The following is a 19456-nucleotide window of genomic DNA, read 5'->3' as shown; positions in this document are numbered from 1 at the left end:
GATGGTGCGATCCGTGACGGGGCATGCGAAGTCGGCCTGTGGTCACAGGCCACCGGAAAGTCTACCTTGGACGCCACCCCGGCCTGACCGCTCCCGGTCAACCGTGACGCCTCGGGTCATACCGTGTCGTGGTCCTCCGTGGGCAGGCCGGGCACCGGCCTGCGCGCGTGCGGGAAGAGGTTGACCTGCGCCTCGGCGACCCGGGCCCCGGGTGGTGCGGCGTCGGGCGGGCGGTGGCGGGCCATGTACGGCTGCAGGAGCTTGTCGATCTCCTGGGCGAGCCGGGCGAGCTCCGCGGCGTCGACCCGCAGGATGGTCCGCCCGAACCGGGTGGCCTCGCGCCACTCCTCGGGCTCCCGGTCGAGGCCGGCCAGCGCCCGCCGCGCCTCCTCGTCCGCCTCCTTGCGGAACGCCTGGATGAGCAGGTCCTTGGCCTCCCGCACCTCGGGCCGGTCGTCGGGGAGCCGCCCGACGGCGAAGCTCTTGTCCGCCGCCTTCCACAGGCGCTCCCTGCCGTCCCCGCGGGGCGGGGCGTCCTCCACGAAGCCGTACTTCGCCAGCATGCGCAGGTGGTAGCTGGCCGCGCTGGGCGTGATGCCCGCCTCCTCGGCGACGTCGGTGGCCGTGACGCTGCCTCCGGCGCCGAGCCGGCTGAGGATCGCCAGCCGCGCGGGGTGCGCCAGGGCCCGCATCGCCTTGGGGTCGCTCAGGCTCTCCTTCTCCCGCGTCATGCGCCCAAGGTACCCGGATCCAGACGTGAAGCATTGCCTTCACAACTCTGAAGCATTACTTTCAGACTTTATGAAGCGTTCCCTTCATACCTCCTCCGCCATGACGCCTCTCCGGAAGCAGCGCGACTACCGCTTACTGTGGGGCGCCCGGACCGTCTCCATCACCGGCTCCGAAGTGTCGAAGCTGGCCATCCCCCTCACCGCGGTCACGCTGCTCACGGCCTCCCCGGCCGAGATGGGCCTGCTCACGGCCGCGGCCTCGGTGCCCGCCCTGGTGTTCGGCCTCCAGGCCGGCGCGATCGCCGACCGGCTCACCCGGCACCGGCCCGCCATGATCGCCTGCGAGGTGGTGTCCGGCCTGGCGGCGGCGACCATCCCGCTGGCCTGGCTGCTCGGGATCCTCGACACGCCGTGGCTGATCGCCGTCGCGCTCGTCGTGGGCACGGCGGCGGTGATGTTCAAGGCCGCGAACTTCCCCCACCTGGCCGTCGTCGTCTCCCCCGACCAGCGCACCGAGGCCATGGCCGGGCTGCAGGCGTCGTACTCCGTCGCCACGGTCGCGGGGCCCGGCCTGGCGGGCCTGCTCGTGCAGTTCCTCACGGCCCCGCTCGCCGTACTGGCCGAGGCCCTGTCGTTCCTGACGTCGGCGCTGCTGCTGCGCTCCATCCGCACCCCCGACCGCCACGAACCGGCGCGGTCGCAGGGCATGTGGCGCGACGTGGTCGAGGGCCTCCGCGTCAGCGCCACCAACCCGGTGCTGCGCGCCCTCCTCGGCGCCGGCGTCACGATCAACTTCTTCGCGATGACGTACGTCGCGGTGCACATGCTGTACATGGTCAACACCCTGGGCATCCCCAAGGGGCTCATCGGGGCCCTGATCGCGTGCAGCGGCCTCGGCGGCCTGCTCGGCGCCTGGGTCACCGCCCGCGTCGCCGGCCGCTTCGGCGAGAACCGGGTGCTGCTGGTGTCCGTGCTGTTCTTCCCGTTGGAGATACTGGTCGTCGGCCTGCTGGGCGGCCCCCTCTGGTGGAAGGTGGGAGTGCTCGCCGTGACCGGGACGCTCACCGGCGCCATCGTGGTCGCGTTCTCCACCTGCATGGGCGCCATCACGCTCCAGGAGGCGACGCCCGAGCTGCGGGGCCGCGTCAACGCCACGATGACCTTCGCGGTGCAGGGCGTCATGGCGCTCGGCGGCCTGGCGGGCGGCCTCCTGGCGGAGTGGGTGGGCCTTCGCGCCGTGATCCTCCTCTCGGCCGCCGGCATCGCGCTCAGCGCCGTGTGGATTTGGGCTTCCCCACTGCGCCCGGGCCGCGCCAGGCATCACGCAGCGCCATCCCCCGAACCACCACTTTCCTGAACGGACGAGCGGGCCTCGATCCCCGCCCGGCACCTGCGGGACCGCTTCCCCGAGGGAACGCCACTCGCCCAACCCCGCTGTGTCCGCCGGAACCGCGCCCCTCTGAACAGACGCACTCACCCGTTCCCACCGCTCAGCCCTGTCGCCGAACCACTCCCCTGAACGACGGTCGCTTCGCCTGGGCGACCGCGCCGGCTTGCGGACCCGGCCCACGCGCCCCAACCAGGCCGTTCACCCGAACCACGCCGCGAACCGTGGAGCGTTCACACCACCACGCTCCGATTCGTGAAGCCCCCGCCCCCGAACGAGACCGCTCAGCCGCATCAGGCCGCCCACGCATGCAAGCACCACCGCGACCAGGCGCCCTGAGGAACCTTCCTCCCTTCCTCCCCCTCGACCGCTGCCCAGCCGTGCAAGAACAGCCCGAACGAGACGCACATTGGCTCTGACCGTCGCCCCGCCTGTGGACAGCGCTCCCCCATCCACAGAACCTCGTTCGCCCGCTCATCTCAGGCGGTGTCCCAGCCAGACTCCCCGGCATGCCGACACCCCGCCTCCCCATCCGCGCCTGCCCGCCGACCCCGTCCATCGTGATCCCCCGTCCGGCGACCACGACGCTGATCCTGCTCGTCCTCGTAGCTCTCGTCCCGTTGCTGGTCGCGTCGCCGGCAGCGGCCGACCCCGCTGTGTGGCGCTGGCCCATGGCCGGTCCGCCGAGGATCGTGCGCCCGTTCGCCCCGCCCCTCGAACGCTGGCTGGCCGGACATCGCGGCATGGACCTCGCCGCGCCGCCCGCGACGCCGATCCTCGCCGCCGGCGCCGGCACCGTGCGTTACGCCGGCCGGCTCGCGGGCCGAGGCGTGGTGTCCGTCGAGCATCCCGGCGGCCTGCGCACCACGTACCTCCCGGTCGCTCCGTCGGTACGACCCGGCCAGCACGTCTCACCGGGAGACCTGCTCGGAACGCTGGAGGCGGCTACGGGGCACTGCGCGGAGTCGTGTCTGCACTGGGGCCTCATCCAACCGCCTCGCTACCTGGACCCTCTTCTGCTGCTGGGACGCGCCCGCATCCGCCTGCTCCCCTTCTGGGACCCGGCACCCACGACGGGCGAAATGATGCCGCCCCACGACCCTCACCCCGGATCCAACGGATCATCGATTCCCCGGCTGACTCAAGCGACCAACGGCACGCCCGCAGCCCAGTTGATCACCACGACCACACCCCCCGAGACACCAAGGATCAGCGAAATCGTTCCCCCGGGGTATACCGCCAGGACGAGCCAACACCCGACCACGCGGACCACGAGCTTCCACCAAACGGCGCGCCCGGGCCCCAGAATCGCTGGCGCCAGCCCCGCGTACCACAACAGACCGCACGACCACGTTCTCGCTCATGGTCACGGTCACGCCCAAGACCACGACGGGGCCCAAGCCTCTGATCTCCCGCCGCCGATCCGCAGTGAGCCCAAGGACCGCGATACCAGCCAGCCGGAACAGGCCCACGGCGAGGAACAAGGCAGTGCACTGAAGCAGATCCACGACGAAGAAGAGCCAGGCAATGACCCGGAACTCGGCCACCACGAGGAGCCAGTCGACGCCGACTCCGACGCTGCCATCGCTGCCGGCCCTGGCAGACCGACAAGCGCCACCTCAACACTCCCGCCGAAGCATCCAGGAGTTCATCTCACCGGGATGACGAGCTCACCGCCCTGCACGTCGCCAAGTGTCGCCCCAACGACACCGAACTCGGCATCCGCTGTGTGGTCGCTAGGGTTCCCCCACGGCCCGGCCGCAGCACCGGCCGCAGCTGCCCTCGGCACCGCGACAATCCTGGCCGGCCTTCTCCTGGTCATACTGCTCCGCCACCACAAGCCGCAGAGCCGCCGAATGAGGCCGAGACCGAAGTCCCGAGCGGTACGGGGCGCCCACCGAAAGCCCCCACGCTCACCATGAAGCAACATCGGCGTCTCCCCCACCTGCACCAGCACAACCGGAGGCTCAAGCCCGGGCATGAGCCTGCCGATGGTCGGCACGAAGCTCATCCACCCAGACGCAGCCAACGGTCGAGCAGCAACAGCAACGGCGCGCCTCAAACAGCGGCGCGCCTCAAACAGCCCAACCGAGACCTCAAGCCCGGGGATGAGCCTGCCGATACGCGGCGCGCAGCCGATCGATCGAGACGTGGGTGTAAATCTGCGTGGTGTTGAGTGACGCGTGCCCGAGCAACTCCTGGACGCTGCGCAGATCAGCGCCTCCCTCCAGCAGGTGGGTGGCCGCGCTGTGCCTCAGGCCGTGCGGGCTGAGGTCAGGCGAGCCCTCCACGCTTCGCAACCGCCCGTGTACGACTCGGCGCACGGTACCGGCGTCTATACGGCCACCTCGTACGCCCAGGAACAACGCCGGTCCCGAGTGCTGGCGGATCCACAGGGGGCGGCCATGCACGCACCACCGGTCCAGCGCCCGCAGGGCAGGACCCCCGAAAGGAACCGAACGCTCCTTTCGTCCCTTTCCGAGCACGCGGATGACGTTGCGGTCGCGGTCCACATCGTCCACGTCCAACGCGCACAGCTCGCTCACCCGTATGCCGGTCGCGTACAGCAGCTCCAGCATCGCCTGATCTCGGGGTTCCTTGGGGTCGCCGCTCGTGGGCAGGTCGAGGGCGGCTCTCGCCTGATCCTGGTCGAGCACGGCGGGCAAGGTGCGAGGCGCCTTGGCGCTGCCCAGCAACAGGCCCGGGTCATCCGGCAACCAGCCGCGGCGGTGACAGTAGGCCGTGAACGTGCGGGCGCATGCGGTGCGCCGCGCGAGCGTCGCGCGCGCCTTCCCCTCCGCATGCTGCTCGGCCAGCCATTCCCGCAGCGCGGCGATGTCGAGCCGGTCCAGCCGGCCGTCCAGGTGCGCCATCAGTGAAGCGAGGTCGGACAGGTAGGCCCTGACCGTATGCGGCGAGAGATCCCGCTCAAGGCGCAGGTACCTGTCGAACTCCTGGACCACCATCTCCAGGTTCGCCGCCTGACTCACCTCACTCGTACCTCCTTCCGTGCCGCCTCAGCCACATCGACCCCTTTCGTACCCATCATCGCCCGCCGCTGCCCGCTATGAGCCATTACTCATTCGCCAGGTAGCCGAAGACCTACTCCGCCTCAGGACAACTTCGCCGGTATCGGGCGCTGGCAGTGCAGCCTCACGCCCAAGCCATCGAGTGGATCTCATGCACAAATCAGCGAGAAGGTCTGAAGGCGTGAGTGCAATCTCATAGCGGCTGGTGCGGCTCTGAATCACTTGAGCGGTCCCAGATCGCGGCATCTGGGCCACGGGCTCTCAGATCGCTCGCAACATCTGGGCATCAGCGCCTGTTGCTGCCGCACCGACATCGACATGGCCAGCTCCGGGCACGCCTCCGTAAAGAGGAGCCGCGCAACATCCGCCATAGCGGCTGTTGTCGCGGCACGGCATCCCGCTTCATGGAATGGATGCCCAGGTCTCATCAGAAGGCGCGAGGACTCCAAGACCGCACGGGCGGTGAGCCATCGACCAGACGGACCAATACGCGCTTCTGTCTCAGGCAGGCCTTTCCAGGACTATGCAGATGAGTCCTTTATCAGTGCGCGGAAGGCCTTCGTTGAGGCTCCTTCGAGATCCAGGGACGAATGCAGCGCACCGGGGGCAAGTCACCGACCACGCGGTCCAGCAAGCGTTTCCCTCTCCGGCGGGTGGACGAAGGCATCCGCCCCCGTGGTTCTCAACTCACATGCACGCCCCGGACGTACGGCTCTCAGCAGCCCCGAGAACACCGCATGCCGGCGGTCGCGACCCAGGAGACGTCGAGCACCACGTCCGGCGTGACCACCGAAACCTGCCTGGTCAGCACGACGTCCGCCACGACCAGCACGCCCATACGGACCCGCATCCACGGTAGTAGGCCAGCGACGAGACGGCTCAGCGAACGCTTCTCTCGCCAACGGCCAACGGTCCGGCATATGCCTCACGCTCAAGAACGCCTGCCGAGCTTCCCCGTACCCAGCGCCGATAGATCACCCGACGAGACGACCCAACCGCCTCCCTCTTCAGCGTTTAGACGAAGGCCTCCGCTCCCAACGAATCAACCCATCCCATGGGCCGGCCCAGAGGACGGCTTTTGACAGCTCCCGAGAACATCTCCATACCCGCGGCGGAAAGTCAGCGATCAAACAGCCCAGTCAACGCTTCCACTCTCCAGCACCCGGCAGAAGGATCGTGCGAGTGAGCGGACGACGGCTCCAAGCAGTTCCGGAGGGCACCTCCACTCCTGCCCCGCCGACCTATCACCGATCGGAAGGCCCGACAAGCGCTTCCGTCTCCGGTGGCTCGATGAAAGCGTCCGCGCCTGAAGAATCGACCGGGTCAGGGAGCGGGGCGTCCGATTTGCGGTATGAGGCTGATGCCGGGCGGCGAAGGCGCCAGCCCTTCTCCACGCGTTCGACGTAGCCTGCGGCTGCGAGGCCGCCCAGGGCGCTCAGCGTCGCGTCCAGGGATACGCCGGCGGACAGCGCTATGGACGCCGGTCCGGCTCCGCCTCTGGAGGGGACGGCGTCCAGCACCTTACGGGTCACCTCGTTCAGGGCGTCCCGCGGAACGGCCGGGCCTCGGGCGCAGGGGGCGAGGTCACCGCCGATCGTGCCCACCAGCTCGATCACCTCCTCGGGCGTGGTGACGCAGGTCGCCTTGCGCTCGCGGAGGAGCCGGTGGCACCCGGCGGACATCATGGACGTGACCGGTCCCGGCACGGCGGCGAGGTGGCGGTTCAGGGTGAGGGCGTGGGCGGCGGTGTTGAGGGCCCCACTGCGCAGCGCCGCCTCCACCACGACGGTGCCCCGGGACAGTGCGGCGATCAGGCGGTTGCGGATCAGAAATCGGGCGCGTGTGGGATTCACGCCGGGCGGGCACTCGCTCACGATCACACCCTGCTCTCGGGCGGCGGCGAACAGCTGGTGATGCCCGCGCGGGTACGCGACGTCAACACCGCAGGCCAGGACCACGACCGTCGGCGTATCCGATGCCAGCGCCCCTCGATGCGCCGCGCCGTCCACGCCGTAGGCGCCGCCGGAGACCACGGTCCAGCCGTCCTCCCCCAGGCCGAGAGCGAACTCGGCGGCCACGTGCAGCCCGTACGGGGTGGCCGAGCGGGCGCCGACGATGGCCACGGACCGCAGGCACGAGAATCTGAGGTCGGCAGAGCCGTGCAGCCACAGACCGAGCGGCCGAGCGGCGCCGAGCTGGTCGAGCTGCGTGGGCCATTCCGGGCTGCCGGGCACGATCAGCCGGGCCCCGAGGCGTTCCCCTGTCGCCAGGTCGGCCGCCGGGTCCGCCGCCGTCATCCGGGCATGCCAGATGCTCAGGCGCTGCTCGAGCTTCGCGGAGAGCCGGGTGGAGCCCTGATGCTGCGTTTGGGCTTGGGTCCGTGCCTGGACTTGGCCTTGGGCTAGTGCCTGGGCTTGGCCCTGGGTCAGGGCCTGGGCTTGCGCTTGGCCCAGAATCGGGGGTTGGGCCTGGTCTTGGGCCAGGGCCAGGGCCTGAGCTTGGCCTTGGGCCAGGACGTGAGCTTGGCCTTGGGCCAGGGTCTGGGCTTGCGCTTGGCTCAGCATCAGAGTCTGGGCTTGGGCTTGTGCTTGGGCCTGGACTTGCCTCAGGGCCTGGACCTGGCCTTGCGTGAGGGCTTGGGTGAAGGCTTGTGCTTGGGCATGGGCCTGGCCTTGGGTGAGGGCTTGAGCTTGGGCGTGGCTCAGGGGCTGGGGCAGGGTCTGGGCTGGGGCCTGAGCTGCGGTCAAGACCTGGCCTTCGGCTTGGCACAGTGTCAGGGCCTGAGCTTGGGCCTGGCTCAGCGTCAGAGCCTGGGCCTGGGTATGGGCTGCGGTCAGGTCCTGGCCTTGGGCATGGGGGTGGGCCTCGCTATCGGGCTGGGCTTGGGTCTCCTTCGCCACGAAGTCGGGGGGAAGCGTTCGTTCGCGGATCAAACGGACGGCTTCCTGCGCGCCGCAATGGGCCACGAGGCGGCCCATCGTCGTGTCGCCCGCATCCGCGGCACGCATGAGTGCGGCCCTGGCCAGGAGTTCAGCATTGTTCATGGTGTGGGTGTGTCTTCCGGTGCCGTTCTGATTGGTCTCGGTCGCCTGTTGGCCGCCTTGCCTCTGTTGTCGCCATCGGGGTGGCGGGTGGCGGGTGGCGTTGGGGTGGATGGCCCGGCGGAAGTAGGCGGCCTGGCCGGGGGCGTGGCGGTCGAAGGTTGTGGTGAAGGGGGATCGGTGACGTGTCGCCTTGCCCGTTGTCCTTCTTCTTGGCTTTTAAGCCTCCGCCGTTCTCTCCCGGCTTTTCCATGTGCGCCTCTTTTGTTCTGCCTTGTACGTGTTGTGCGTTCCTTCCTCCGTCATGCAGGCGCGGTTTCTCGTCCTGTGGCCTGGCTGGTTTTCAGAGTCCTGTGCCGGCTTGTGAAGGTGTCCGGGGGTCGGTCATGAGTTCAGTCCCATCCAGAGAGCCAGGGCCGTGCCGGTTTCGTCTGGGCCCGGTTTGGGTTTCCCGGCGAGGTCCGCGAGGGTCCAGGCGACCCGGACCACGCGGTCGAGACCTCGGGCGCTGAGCGTGCCGGAGTCGAGGCAGGACGAGACCTGCTTCATCGCCTCGTCACTGGGGCGGTAGTCGGCGTGCAGGGCTGAGGACGGGATCTCGGCGTTCGTCCGCCATGGGGTGCCGGACAGGCGTGCGGCCGCGCGTTCGCGGGCGGCGATGACGCGGGTCGCCACCGTCTTGCTCGACTCCACGAACTGGCGGTCGGCCATCAGCTCGCGCCGCGACGAACGCGCCACGGTGACCTTCAGGTCGATGCGGTCGATGAGCGGGCCGGAGAGGCGGCCCAGGTAGCGGCGCCTGACCGTGGGGGTGCATGTGCAGCTGTCGCCTTTGTCCTGGGGCTGAGCGCAAGGGCAAGGGTTGGCGGCCATGACCAGCATGAACCGCGCCGGGAACGTGACCGCCCCGGCCGACCGCGACACCGTCACCTGGCCTGATTCCAAGGGCTGGCGCAACGCGTCGAGCACATGCCGCGAGAATTCCGGAGCCTCGTCCATGAACAGCACCCCCCGATGGGCCAGGGAGACGGCTCCCGGGCGCACGATGGCGCTGCCGCCGCCCACGATCGCGGCGGACGTGGCCGTGTGGTGCGGGCTCACGAACGGCGGCCTGCTGATCATGGGATGGTTGGGCGGCAGCACGCCGGCGACGGAGTGGATGGCCGTCACCTCCAGCGCGTGGTCGAGCTCCAGATCCGGCAGAAGGGTCGGCAGGCGTTCGGCCAGCAGGGTCTTGCCTGTGCCCGGCGGTCCGAGCATCCAGAGGTTGTGGCCTCCGGCAGCGCAGACCTCCAGGGCCCGCCGGGCGACAGGTTGGCCGACCACGTCCGACAGGTCCACGGCCGGGGCGATCGTGGGCGGCATCTGATTCGTCAGGTCGAACGGCAGAGACTCGGGCGGGTCGTCGCCCTTGCGCAGCCACTCCACGAGCTGCCGCAGGTCGGACACAGGTGTGATCTTCACGTCGGGCACCAGGGCGGCCTCCGCCGCATTGGCCGCGGGGATCACGACGGTGACCTCGCCGTGCTTGGCGGCGCCCAGAACGGACGGCAGCACGCCACGCACGGGCCTGAGCCGTCCGTCGAGGCCGAGCTCGCCCAGGAAGAACGGCTCGGCGATGCGCTCGGCCGGGATTACACCCGCGGCACCGAGGATCGCGACGGCGATGGCCAGGTCGAACTGGCTCCCCCGCTTCGGAAGGCTGGCCGGGAACAGGCTCACCGTGATGCGAGCGTCCGGCCACGGGTAATGGCTGTTGACCATGGCGGAACGGACCCGTTCCCTGGCCTCGCTCAACGCCGTGTCGGGCAGGCCGATGAGGTGGATTCCGGCCAGGCCGTTGCCCACGTCGGCCTCCACCTCGACGCTGCGGCCCGTCACGCCGACCAGCGCCACGCTGCGCGTACGTGCCACTGCCATCTAGATCGCCCCCCGGACGTGGCGAAGGGAGTAGTCGCCGGCGAAGCGCTCCACCGCGATCACGTCGACCCGTACCGTCTCGAACGTGCGCGGCTGGGCGGTCAGCCACTGCGCGGCCAGCATGCGCAGCCGGCTCAGCTTGGCCGGGCGTACGGACTCCAGAGCTGTGCCGTGGGAGCGGCTCGATCGGGTCTTGACCTCAACCACCACCAGGGCGGGGCCGTCCTCGGCGATGATGTCGATCTCGCCGTGGCGGCAGCGCCAGTTGCGGTCGAGGATCTTCATTCCTTCGAATGTGAGGTAGTCGACGGCGAGTTGTTCGCCGTGCCGGGCGAGCTGTTGTTTTGCTTGACCGGGGCCGGTTCCGAGCCTGTTCCCGTGCTCGTTCCCGTGAGTTGCCGCATCGCGGCGGCCTGCGGGTTCGCTGCGGGTCGCGGGTGCATGGTGGCTCGCGGGGTCGGGCTTCGCGGTTGCGGGCCTCGTAGAGCCCTCCGTTGTACGGGCTTGCCGCGTCGGCCGCTGCGGTGCAGGGTCAGGTCGCGCCGGTTCGAGTGTGGGTCTCCCGGGCTCCCGCTTGTCGGGCCCCTGCCTTCCAAAGGCTTGGGTCCCGGGATTTCGTCTTCCGGGGTCGTTCGTCGTGGCCATGTGGCAGCACCTCCGGGCACCGACTTTCGTGGATGCGGAGGGCCGGTTTGAGGGCCGAACGGGGTTCTGGGGATGAGGGAAGGCTGGGGATGGGCGGCTGGGGATAACGAGGCTTGCCGCTTCCGCGTCGGCTGTCGACTGGTCTTCGCCAGATTGCCGCGGGTGTCACCGCGCTTGTGGGGGCCTTGCCGGCGTGCGAGTCGTGCCGGCGTGCAGGTCCCGCCGGTGCCCGAGGCGCCCTTCGAGGCGGCGTGCGAGTCGTGCCGGCGTGCAGGTCCCGCCGGTGCCCGATGCGCCCTTCGAGGCGGCGTGCGAGTCGTGCCAGCGCTTTGGGCGCGTCGCGCCGGGGCTTGTAGGCGCGCCCCTACGGGCTCCCGCCATCCCCCGACGGGGGCGCGCATGCGGCATTGGGGACCGCCGACGGACGCCACCCGCAAAGCACGGAGACGCGCCACAGCCCAAACCCCGCCCGCGCGCTCCACGAACATCAGCCCCGGCAACGCAAAAGGGGCGCCCCGACAAGGACGCCCCTGAAGTCGCCGGTCACCGGTCGCCGCCCCTACCCCCGTCCCGCAGGGCCCGCGTGCCGGTCGGCCGGTCAGCCGGAGAAGCCCTCCTTCGGCATCTCGAGGTCGGCCTTGGCGAGTTCCTCGACGTTGACGTCCTTGAACGTGACCACGCGGACGTTCTTCACAAACCGCGCGGGCCGGTACATGTCCCACACCCACGCGTCCTGCATCTTCACATCGAAGAAGACGTCCCCGTTCTCCGCCGTGCGAACGTCCAGGTCGACCGAGTTGGTCAGGTAGAAGCGTCGCTCCGTCTCCACGACGTAGGTGAACAACCCGACGACATCGCGGTATTCGCGGTAAAGCTGCAGCTCCATCTCGGTTTCGTACTTCTCGAGATCTTCTGCGCTCATCGCGGTCCTCCTGTCGTACCGGTCCCCCGGCGTGCCCTGTCAGGCAACCCCGGCCCCCATCTCATTCTCGCCCATCTCCCTGGCCACCGTGACGAACGAGTACCGGTGGTGCGAGCACGGGCCGTGCGTCTCCAGCGCCCTGCGGTGGCCGGGCGTGACATAGCCCTTGTGTTCGGCGAACCCGTACACCGGGAACTCGCCGTCCAGATCCACCATCATCCGGTCCCTGGTCACCTTGGCCACGATCGACGCGGCGGCCACGCAGGCGGCCACCTGGTCCCCCTTCCACACGGCCAGCGACGGCGCCGGCAGTCCCGGAACCGGGAAGCCGTCGGTCAGGATGTACTCCGGGTCACAGGTCAACCGCGCGACGGCGCGCCGCATTCCGGAGACGTTGCTCTTGTGCAGCCCGCGCGCGTCGATCTCGGCGGGCGGGATGACGACCACGCCCACGTCGGCGACCTCGACGATCCGCTCGTAGAGCCGTTCGCGTACGGCCGGTGACAGCAGCTTCGAGTCGCCGAGCCCGTCGATCTGCTTGCGCAGGACGACCGCGGCGACGACCAGCGGTCCGGCGCAGGCTCCCCGGCCTGCCTCGTCGACTCCGGCGATCGGAGTCAGGCCGCGGCGCGCGAGCGCCCTCTCGTAGGCGTACAGTCCGGAATCGCGCCGGACGACGCTGGGCCGGGGGCGGAACGCAACTGTCATGACAAGAGGCAGCGTACGCCCCCATGGCCGCGAACCGCGACCGGAAGCCCGGCCCTACTTGACCTTGTCGAAGGTCTCGGGCTTGGTGAAGATCAGCCCGCGGGACAGCGGCCAGTAGCGGACCACCGCCTTGCCGATGACCGCGTCCTCCGAGATGAAGCCGCCTCCGGGCTCGTCCACATGGGCGCGCGAGTCGCGCGAGTTGCTGCGGTGGTCGCCCATCAGCCAGAGCTTGCCGGGCGGCACCGTGTACTTGAACGACTCCTTGGAGGGGTAGTCGCCCGGGTAGAGGTAGGACGACTCGTCCAGGGGGGTGCCGTTGACCGTGATGCGCCTCTTGGAGTCGCAGCAGGCCACCGTGTCGCCGCCGACGCCGATGACCCGCTTGATGGTGTCCTCGTTGCCGTCGGCGTCCCAGCCCTTGAAGACGACGATGTCGCCCCGCTCGGGCTTGCCGGAGAGCTTGTTGACGAAGACCCGGTCGTCGATGTGCAGGGTGTTCTCCATCGACCCGGACGGGATGTAGAACGACCCGATCACGAACTGCTGGAGCAGCAGGGCGATGCCCACGCCGAGGATCAGCAGGAGGACGGTCTCGCGGAAGCCGCCGCCCTTCTTCTTGGGCTTGTCGCGCTCGGCGTCCGGCTTCTTGATGCCGACCATCAACGTCTCCAGGGGTTCTCGGCACCGTCCGTGCGGCGCGGCCGACGCAGCCGGGGGCCGCCGGGCAGCCAGCGCCGACGGATCACGAGCAGGGGTACGGCCAGCGCGAACCCGGCGGCCAGCGGGACGGAGTCGCCCAGCGGAGCGGGCTCGCCCATCGCGTGCAGGGCCGGCTGGGAGAAGGTGGCCGGGATGTCGAGCGTGCCGGCGCGGGAGAACGGCCACACGATGACGAACGCCCGTCCGATGACCTGCCCCACGGGGATGGACCCGCCGCCCGGGTCGCCCGTGTGGGAGCGGGAGTCCAGCGAGACCGACCGGTGGTCGCCCATCACCCACAGGCGCCCCTCGGGCACCGTGATGTCGAACGAGCTCTCGGAGGGCAGGTTGCCGGGGTACAGGTAGCTCTGCTCGTCGATCGGCACGCCGTTGACCGTGATGCGATGCTTGTCGTCGCAGCACTTGACGTGGTCGCCGCCGACGCCGATGACCCGCTTGATGTAGTCCTTCTCGCCGGGGACCACGCCGAACGCGGTGCCGACCCAGCGGAAGAAGGCGGCGACCGGGTTGGAGGGCTCCTCCATCTGGAACTCGCCGTCCCAGGAGTCGACGCCGGAGAAGACGACCACGTCGCCGCGCTCGATGTCGCGCGTGTGGTAGACGATCTTGTTGACCAGAACCCGGTCGTTCTTGAGGAGGGTGTTCTCCATCGACTCGGACGGGATGTAGAAAGCCTGGACCACGAACGTTTTGATGATCAGGGCCAGGACCAGCGCCACGACGACCAGGACGGGCAATTCCTTCCAGAAAGAGCCCTTTTTGTCCTTTTTGCCGTCTTTTGCTGGCTTCTGCGTCTCTTCCGCGACCACGTCCACCTCGTCCTCGACAGGGCGGCGCGACGCGCCGTGCTCCTGGCTCTCGCTAGTCATCGCTGACGAGCCTAGATGATGCACCGGCTCGACAAGCCCCGACCGAGGCTACACCCGCGCCCGAGTCGCTCCGCATAAAGGAAACGCCCCGGAAAAGCCAAATGGCCCGCGCGGAACGCGGGCCACAGGCTGAACCAAGGGTCACTTGGCGGGGGTCGCCTCGCGCTTCTCGCGGATGCGGGCGGCCTTGCCGCGAAGGTCACGCATGTAGTAAAGCTTCGCCCGGCGGACGTCACCGCGGGTCACGAGAACGATCTTCTCGATGACCGGGCTGTGCACCGGGAAGGTGCGCTCGACGCCGACGCCGTAGCTGACCTTGCGGACCGTGAAGGTCTCGCGGGCGCCGCTGCCCTGGCGGCGCAGCACGAAGCCCTTGAAGACCTGGATGCGGGACCGGTTGCCTTCGACGACGCGCACGTGCACCTCGAGCGTGTCACCGGGACGGAAGTCCGGTACGTCGCTGCGCAGGGTCGTCTTCTCGAGCTCCTGGATCTTCGTGTGCATGAGAGCTGTCCTCAAGTCTCGTGAGCACGCGGAGGTCCACCCGGCCGGGGCTCGCGGCGGACGCGCTTGCTGATGTGATGAACCCCGGGAGCCTCTCCCGGGCATGACGGACCAACCACATGGTGGTTGGCGACGCTTCAGTTTGCCATATCTTCCGGCCCGACGCGAAACGCCAGCTCGTCGAGCAGCTTCCGGTCGTGCTTGTCGAGCGTCTCGGGGTCGATCGCCGCCGCCAGTTCGGGCCGGTTGGCTACGGTACGGCGCAGCGCCTCGTCGCGGCGCCACCGGGCGATCTTCCCGTGGTGGCCGGACAGGAGCACCTCCGGGACCTCGTGTCCGCGCCACACCGGCGGCTTGGTGTAGACGGGGCCTTCGAGCAGGTTGCGCATGGCGCCGGGGGCGAAGGAGTCGTCGACGGCCGAGTGGACGTTGCCCAGCACGCCGGGCAGCAGCCTGCCGATCGCCTCGACCATGACGAGCACGGCCACCTCGCCGCCGGCCAGCACGTAGTCGCCGATGCTCAGCTCGTCGACGCGCATCCGGGCGCCGTACTCGCGCATGACCCGCGAGTCGATGCCCTCGTAGCGGCCGCACGCGAACAGCAGCCACGGCTCGGCCGCGAGCTCCTGGGCGATCTCCTGGGTGAACGGCCGGCCGCTGGGCGTCGGCACGATGATCCGCGGGGTCGCCGCCGGAGCCCCAACCCCGCCGACGGCCGGACCTTCGGCGATGATCGCGTCGATGGCCTCGCCCCACACCTCGGGCTTCATGACCATGCCGGGGCCGCCGCCGTACGGGGTGTCGTCGACGGTCTTGTGGACGTCGTGCGTCCAGTCACGCAGCTGGTGGATCCGTACGTCCAGGGTGCCGCGTTCGCGCGCCTTGCCGATGAGCGAGACGTCGAGCGGCGCGAAGTACTCGGGGAAGATCGAGACGATGTCGAGCCGCATGCCCGGGGACGTGCGCTCGCCGTGCGGCCGGGCGGTCATGACAGCAGCCCCTCGGGCGGGTCGATCACCAGCCGGCCACCGCGCACGTCCACCTCGGGCACGAGCTCCCGGACGAAGGGGACGAGCGCGTCGTCCTGCCCCGGACGGGCGACGACGAGCAGGTCCTGGCCGTGGTGCAGGACGTCGGTGACCTCGCCGACCGCCTCCCCGGAGGTCGTCACCACCGCGAGCCCGATCAGCTCGTGGTCGTGGAACTCGTCGGGGTCGTCGGACGGCGCCACGTCCGCGGAGTCGATGACGAGCATGACGCCGCGCAGACTCTCGGCCGTGTCGCGGTCGTCCACGCCGGCGAAGTGGACCAGCAGGACGTCCTTGTGCCAGCGGCGGCTCTCGATGACGAGCGGACCCCTGCCCGCAGGGTCGGTCGCGACCGACGCGCCGGCGGCGAAGCGCAGCTCGGGATCGTCGGTGCGCACCTCCACGGTCACGTCACCACGGATGCCGTGCGGGCGGCCTATCCGGCCGACGACGAGCTGCACGTGTACCTGCCTTCTCTCACGCGAGCGCCCTCATCGGAACGAGACCGATGAGGGCGCGAATTCCTGACGCTAACGGACTGCTTCGTCCAGGTCGAGCAGATCGACCCGCACGTACTTCCCGTCGGCCAGGGCGTTCACCACGGTGCGCAACGCCTTGGCGGTGCGCCCGCCGCGACCGATGACCTTGCCCAGGTCCTCGGGGTGCACCCGGACCTCCAGGACGCGCCCGCTGCGGATGCGGCGTGCGCGGACCCGGACATCGTCGGGATGTTCGACGATGCCCTTCACGAGGTGCTCGAGAGCCTCCTCGAGCACGTCAGCCCTCGCCCTCGGTCGGGGTCTCGGCGGCGGCCTCGGCGTCGTCCTTCTTCTTGGACTTCTTCGGCGTGGTGGCGGTCGTGCCGGTGTCGCCACCGGACAGGGCCTCCTTGGCCGCGGCCTCGTAGAGCGCGTGGCGGTCGGCCGCCGGCTCGGCGACCTTGAGCGGCGCGGGGGCGGGCTCGCCCTTGAACTTCTGCCAGTCACCGGTGAGCTTGAGCAGCTTCAGCACCGGCTCGGTCGGCTGCGCGCCGACGCCCAGCCAGTGGGCGGCGCGCTCCGCGTCGATCTCGATGCGCGAAGGGTTCTCCTTCGGGTGGTACAGGCCGATCTCCTCGATCGCCCGGCCGTCACGCTTGGTGCGGCTGTCGGCGACGACGATACGGTACTGAGCGTTGCGGATCATGCCGAGCCGCTTGAGCTTGATCTTGACTGCCACGGGTGTGGTCTCTCCTGCTTTTGAGCGCGGGTGAGCGACGCCTCGCCGAGTGGGGCACGGCAGGACGATCGCTCCAGGGACAGGCGTGGCCGCCGGGAGGTGAGAGGGCACCCGACTGGTCACGGTGTTCCAACATGTCATTCTGCCAGATCCCAGACACTGCCAGCGACGCGACGCGCGCATCCGGCCTCATCCGGCCGCAGTTCGCGTGCCTCTTGGGCGCTGGTCCGGCGCCGCGCTGGCGCTCTCTTGGGAGAGTCTTTGACGCTGGTTGGTGTCGCCTCCGAAGGACGGCCGGAGACCGCTCCGGGGCGCGAGACTCGGGCCCTCTCCGGCTGACGGCCGGACTCGTCGCCGGGGCAACGCCTGGACCCTCTCCAGGTGATGGCTCGTCGCCGAGGCGACGCCTGGATGGATCCTCTCCAGGTGACGGCCGGACTCATCGCCGAGGCGACTCCTGGATCCTCTCCGGGCGACGGCCCGGCTCGTCGCCGGGACGACACCCGGGCACTCTCCAGGTGACGGTCCGGCTCGTCGCCGCGACGACGCCCAGGCTATCCCCGGGTGACGGTCCGGCTCGTCGCCGGGACGACGCCCGGGCTCTCCCCGGGTGGCGGATGAGTCCCCTTCTCCGGGGACCGTCCGTCGCGGCCGTCGGCGAACTCGGTTGCGGCCGTCGGCGAACTCGGTTGCGGTCGTCCGCGAGGGACGGCTGCGGTCGTCCGCGAGGGACCGTTGCGGTCGTCCCCGATGACCGCGCGTGACGGCTGGAGATGATGGCCCGGGACGCCCCGTGGCAAGACCACCCGCCACGCTGGATCCGCCGGCAACCCGGGACGCCCCGATACGGGCGCCGGCAACCCGCGATGCCCGGATCCGCGCCGGCGGAACGCGCGCGGCCGAGAGGCCCGCCGGCGAAAGACGGCCCAGCGGGGAGCCGCTGACACAGCGACGCCGCCCCCCGGCACGGCCACAGGGGGCGGCGTCAGCGGGTCACTTCTGGCGCGGCGGCAGGTTGAGCTTGCTCGGGTCGAAGCCGGGCGGGAGCTCCATGCCCGGCGGCAGCTTGCCGGCGCCCAGGTTGCCCAGCAGGCCGCCGGGCTTGGGGGCGGCCGGCGGCGCGTCGTCGGCCTGGGCCTTGCCGAGCGCCGCCTTGCGCGGGTCGCCGCTGACCCGGCGCCCCTTCTTGGCCTTCTTCTGCGCCTTGGCGGCCTTGCCCCGGCCACCGGGCATGCCGGGCAGCCCCATGCCCCCGGCCACGCGCTTCATCATCTTCTGGGCCTCGAAGAAGCGGGTGACCAGGTTGCTGACGGCTGTGACGGTGACGCCGGAGCCCGCGGCGATGCGGGCGCGCCGCGAGCCGTTGATGATCTTCGGGTCCTGGCGCTCGGCCGGGGTCATCGAGCGGATGATGGCGGCGAGGCGGTCGAGGTCGCGGTCGTCGATGGAGTTGAGCTGGTCGCGCATCTGCCCCATGCCGGGCATCATGCCGAGCAGGTTCTTGATGGGGCCCATCTTCTGGACCATCATCATCTGCTCGAGGAAGTCCTCGAGGGTGAAGTTCTCGCCCGAGGTGAGCTTGCCCGCCATCTTGGCGGCCTGCTCCTCGTCGAAGGTCTTCTGGGCCTGCTCGATGAGGGTGAGGATGTCACCCATGTCGAGGATGCGGGACGCCATCCGGTCGGGGTGGAAGGCGTCGAAGTCCTCGAGCTTCTCGCCGGTGGAGGCGAACATGATCGGCCGGCCGGTGATGTGCCGGACCGAGAGGGCGGCGCCACCCCGGGCGTCGCCGTCGAGCTTGGTGAGCACGACCCCGTCGAAGCCGACGCCCTCCATGAACGCCTGGGCGGTGGTGACCGCGTCCTGGCCGATCATGGCGTCGACCACGAACAGGACCTCGTCGGGCGTGACCGCGGCGCGGATGTCGGCGGCCTGCTTCATCATCTCCTGGTCGATGCCGAGACGGCCGGCCGTGTCGATGATGACGATGTCGTGCTGCAGGCGCCGCGCCTCGTCGATGGAGCGGCGGGCCACCTCGACGGGGTCGCCGACGCCGCTGCCGGGCTCGGGGGCGTAGACGGCGACCTGTGCCCGCTCGCCGACGACCTGGAGCTGCTGGACGGCGTTGGGCCGCTGGAGGTCGGCGGCGACCAGCATGGGCGCGTGGCCCTGCTCGCGCAGCCAGCGGGCGAGCTTGCCCGCCAGCGTGGTCTTTCCGGCGCCCTGGAGGCCGGCGAGCATGATGACGGTCGGCGGCGTCTTCGCGAAGCGCAGCCTGCGGGTCTCGCCGCCGAGGATCTCGATCAGCTCGTCATTGACGATCTTGACGACCTGCTGCGCCGGGTTGAGCGCCTGGGACACCTCGGCGCCGCGGGCGCGCTCCTTGACCTGGGCGACGAATGCCTTCACCACAGGCAGCGCGACGTCCGCCTCGAGCAGCGCGATGCGGATCTCGCGGGTGGTGGCGTCGATGTCGGCGTCGGACAGCCGACCCTTGGATCGGAGGGAGGAGAAGACCGATGTCAGCCGGTCGGAAAGCGTCTCGAACACGTGGTTGGCCAGTCCTCGAAGCGAATGTAGGTCTGAACTCAGCCTAGCCGCTCCGTCAGCCGCTCCAGCCTGGCACGGCCATCCGCACCGTCAACGCATGCTCCACCAGATTGATCAACGCACTCTTGACCGAATCCTTCGACCGCGCATCCAACCGCACCAACGGAATATGCGCCGCCAA

General features: G+C 69.8%; 18 protein-coding genes. 2 read left to right on the top strand and 16 right to left on the bottom strand.

The features are described from left to right. Positions 1 to 116: 116 nt before the first annotated feature. Positions 117 to 731, bottom strand: coding sequence for an ArsR/SmtB family transcription factor (locus HT134_RS42405; protein ID WP_175606160.1), 615 nt, complete (start codon positions 729 to 731; stop codon positions 117 to 119). Positions 732 to 831: 100 nt separating this feature from the next. Here HT134_RS42405 and HT134_RS42400 point away from each other — a divergent pair, with 100 nt between their 5' ends. Together HT134_RS42400 and HT134_RS48245 are read left to right on the top strand one after the other, a co-directional pair. Next, a complete protein-coding gene (locus HT134_RS42400; protein WP_246366526.1) occupies positions 832 to 2088 on the top strand; it encodes an MFS transporter in 1257 nt (418 codons plus the stop codon). Positions 2089 to 2627: 539 nt separating this feature from the next. Then, positions 2628 to 4040, top strand: a complete 1413-nt coding sequence (locus HT134_RS48245; protein WP_175606158.1) for a M23 family metallopeptidase — start codon at positions 2628 to 2630, stop codon at positions 4038 to 4040. Between the two features lie 174 nt (positions 4041 to 4214). On the opposite strand, the gene HT134_RS42390 is transcribed toward HT134_RS48245, so the two are convergent. From HT134_RS42390 to ffh, 15 genes are all read right to left on the bottom strand, one after another. Further along, the gene (locus tag HT134_RS42390) at positions 4215 to 5084 is read right to left on the bottom strand and encodes a tyrosine recombinase XerC (RefSeq protein WP_175606216.1); all 870 of its coding nucleotides are present in this window, start codon (positions 5082 to 5084) and stop codon (positions 4215 to 4217) included. A gap of 778 nt (positions 5085 to 5862) precedes the next feature. After that, positions 5863 to 5997, bottom strand: a complete 135-nt coding sequence (locus HT134_RS47405; RefSeq protein ID WP_281387904.1) for a hypothetical protein — start codon at positions 5995 to 5997, stop codon at positions 5863 to 5865. A 394-nt stretch (positions 5998 to 6391) separates the two neighbouring features. Further along, entirely contained in the window at positions 6392 to 8191 is a 1800-nt protein-coding gene (gene dprA, locus HT134_RS47945) for a DNA-processing protein DprA (protein ID WP_312888864.1), read from the bottom strand. Between the two features lie 381 nt (positions 8192 to 8572). Further along, positions 8573 to 10108, bottom strand: a complete 1536-nt coding sequence (locus tag HT134_RS42380; RefSeq protein ID WP_175606157.1) for a YifB family Mg chelatase-like AAA ATPase — start codon at positions 10106 to 10108, stop codon at positions 8573 to 8575. Beyond that, the gene (locus tag HT134_RS42375; protein WP_175606156.1) at positions 10109 to 10753 is read right to left on the bottom strand and encodes a YraN family protein; all 645 of its coding nucleotides are present in this window, start codon (positions 10751 to 10753) and stop codon (positions 10109 to 10111) included. A 598-nt stretch (positions 10754 to 11351) separates the two neighbouring features. Next, complete coding sequence (locus HT134_RS42370; protein WP_026215037.1) at positions 11352 to 11675, bottom strand: DUF2469 domain-containing protein; 324 nt, start codon at positions 11673 to 11675, stop codon at positions 11352 to 11354. A gap of 39 nt (positions 11676 to 11714) precedes the next feature. Further along, positions 11715 to 12383, bottom strand: coding sequence for a ribonuclease HII (locus HT134_RS42365; protein WP_175606155.1), 669 nt, complete (start codon positions 12381 to 12383; stop codon positions 11715 to 11717). 54 nt (positions 12384 to 12437) lie between these two features. After that, positions 12438 to 13046 carry a signal peptidase I gene (gene lepB, locus HT134_RS42360; RefSeq protein ID WP_175606154.1) on the bottom strand — a complete coding sequence of 203 codons (609 nt, stop codon included), beginning with the start codon at positions 13044 to 13046 and terminating at the stop codon, positions 12438 to 12440. Continuing rightward, positions 13046 to 13975 (bottom strand): signal peptidase I, encoded by a 930-nt coding sequence (gene lepB / locus HT134_RS42355; RefSeq protein ID WP_175606153.1) that lies wholly within the window; start codon positions 13973 to 13975, stop codon positions 13046 to 13048. Before lepB (HT134_RS42355) ends, lepB (HT134_RS42360) begins: the two co-directional genes overlap by 1 nt. Positions 13976 to 14116: 141 nt before the next feature. Further along, the gene (gene rplS / locus HT134_RS42350) at positions 14117 to 14479 is read right to left on the bottom strand and encodes a 50S ribosomal protein L19 (protein ID WP_175595395.1); all 363 of its coding nucleotides are present in this window, start codon (positions 14477 to 14479) and stop codon (positions 14117 to 14119) included. 137 nt (positions 14480 to 14616) lie between these two features. Beyond that, on the bottom strand, positions 14617 to 15429 hold the full coding sequence (gene trmD / locus HT134_RS42345; protein WP_175606214.1) for a tRNA (guanosine(37)-N1)-methyltransferase TrmD: 813 nt from the start codon (positions 15427 to 15429) through the stop codon (positions 14617 to 14619). 35 nt (positions 15430 to 15464) lie between these two features. Then, entirely contained in the window at positions 15465 to 15968 is a 504-nt protein-coding gene (gene rimM, locus HT134_RS42340; protein WP_175606152.1) for a ribosome maturation factor RimM, read from the bottom strand. Positions 15969 to 16037: 69 nt separating this feature from the next. Then, positions 16038 to 16283 carry an RNA-binding protein gene (locus HT134_RS42335; protein ID WP_020546537.1) on the bottom strand — a complete coding sequence of 82 codons (246 nt, stop codon included), beginning with the start codon at positions 16281 to 16283 and terminating at the stop codon, positions 16038 to 16040. A gap of 1 nt (position 16284) precedes the next feature. After that, positions 16285 to 16725, bottom strand: coding sequence for a 30S ribosomal protein S16 (gene rpsP, locus HT134_RS42330; RefSeq protein WP_175606151.1), 441 nt, complete (start codon positions 16723 to 16725; stop codon positions 16285 to 16287). Between the two features lie 993 nt (positions 16726 to 17718). Next, complete coding sequence (gene ffh, locus HT134_RS42325; RefSeq protein WP_175606150.1) at positions 17719 to 19275, bottom strand: signal recognition particle protein; 1557 nt, start codon at positions 19273 to 19275, stop codon at positions 17719 to 17721. Between the last annotated feature and the right edge of the window lie 181 nt (positions 19276 to 19456).

It is taken from the genome of Nonomuraea rhodomycinica, from assembly GCF_013363995.1.
Taxonomy (GTDB): Bacteria; Actinomycetota; Actinomycetes; order Streptosporangiales; family Streptosporangiaceae; genus Nonomuraea; species Nonomuraea rhodomycinica.
Note: the sequence above shows the minus strand (reverse complement) of the source record. Positions and strands in the feature narration are given on the sequence as shown.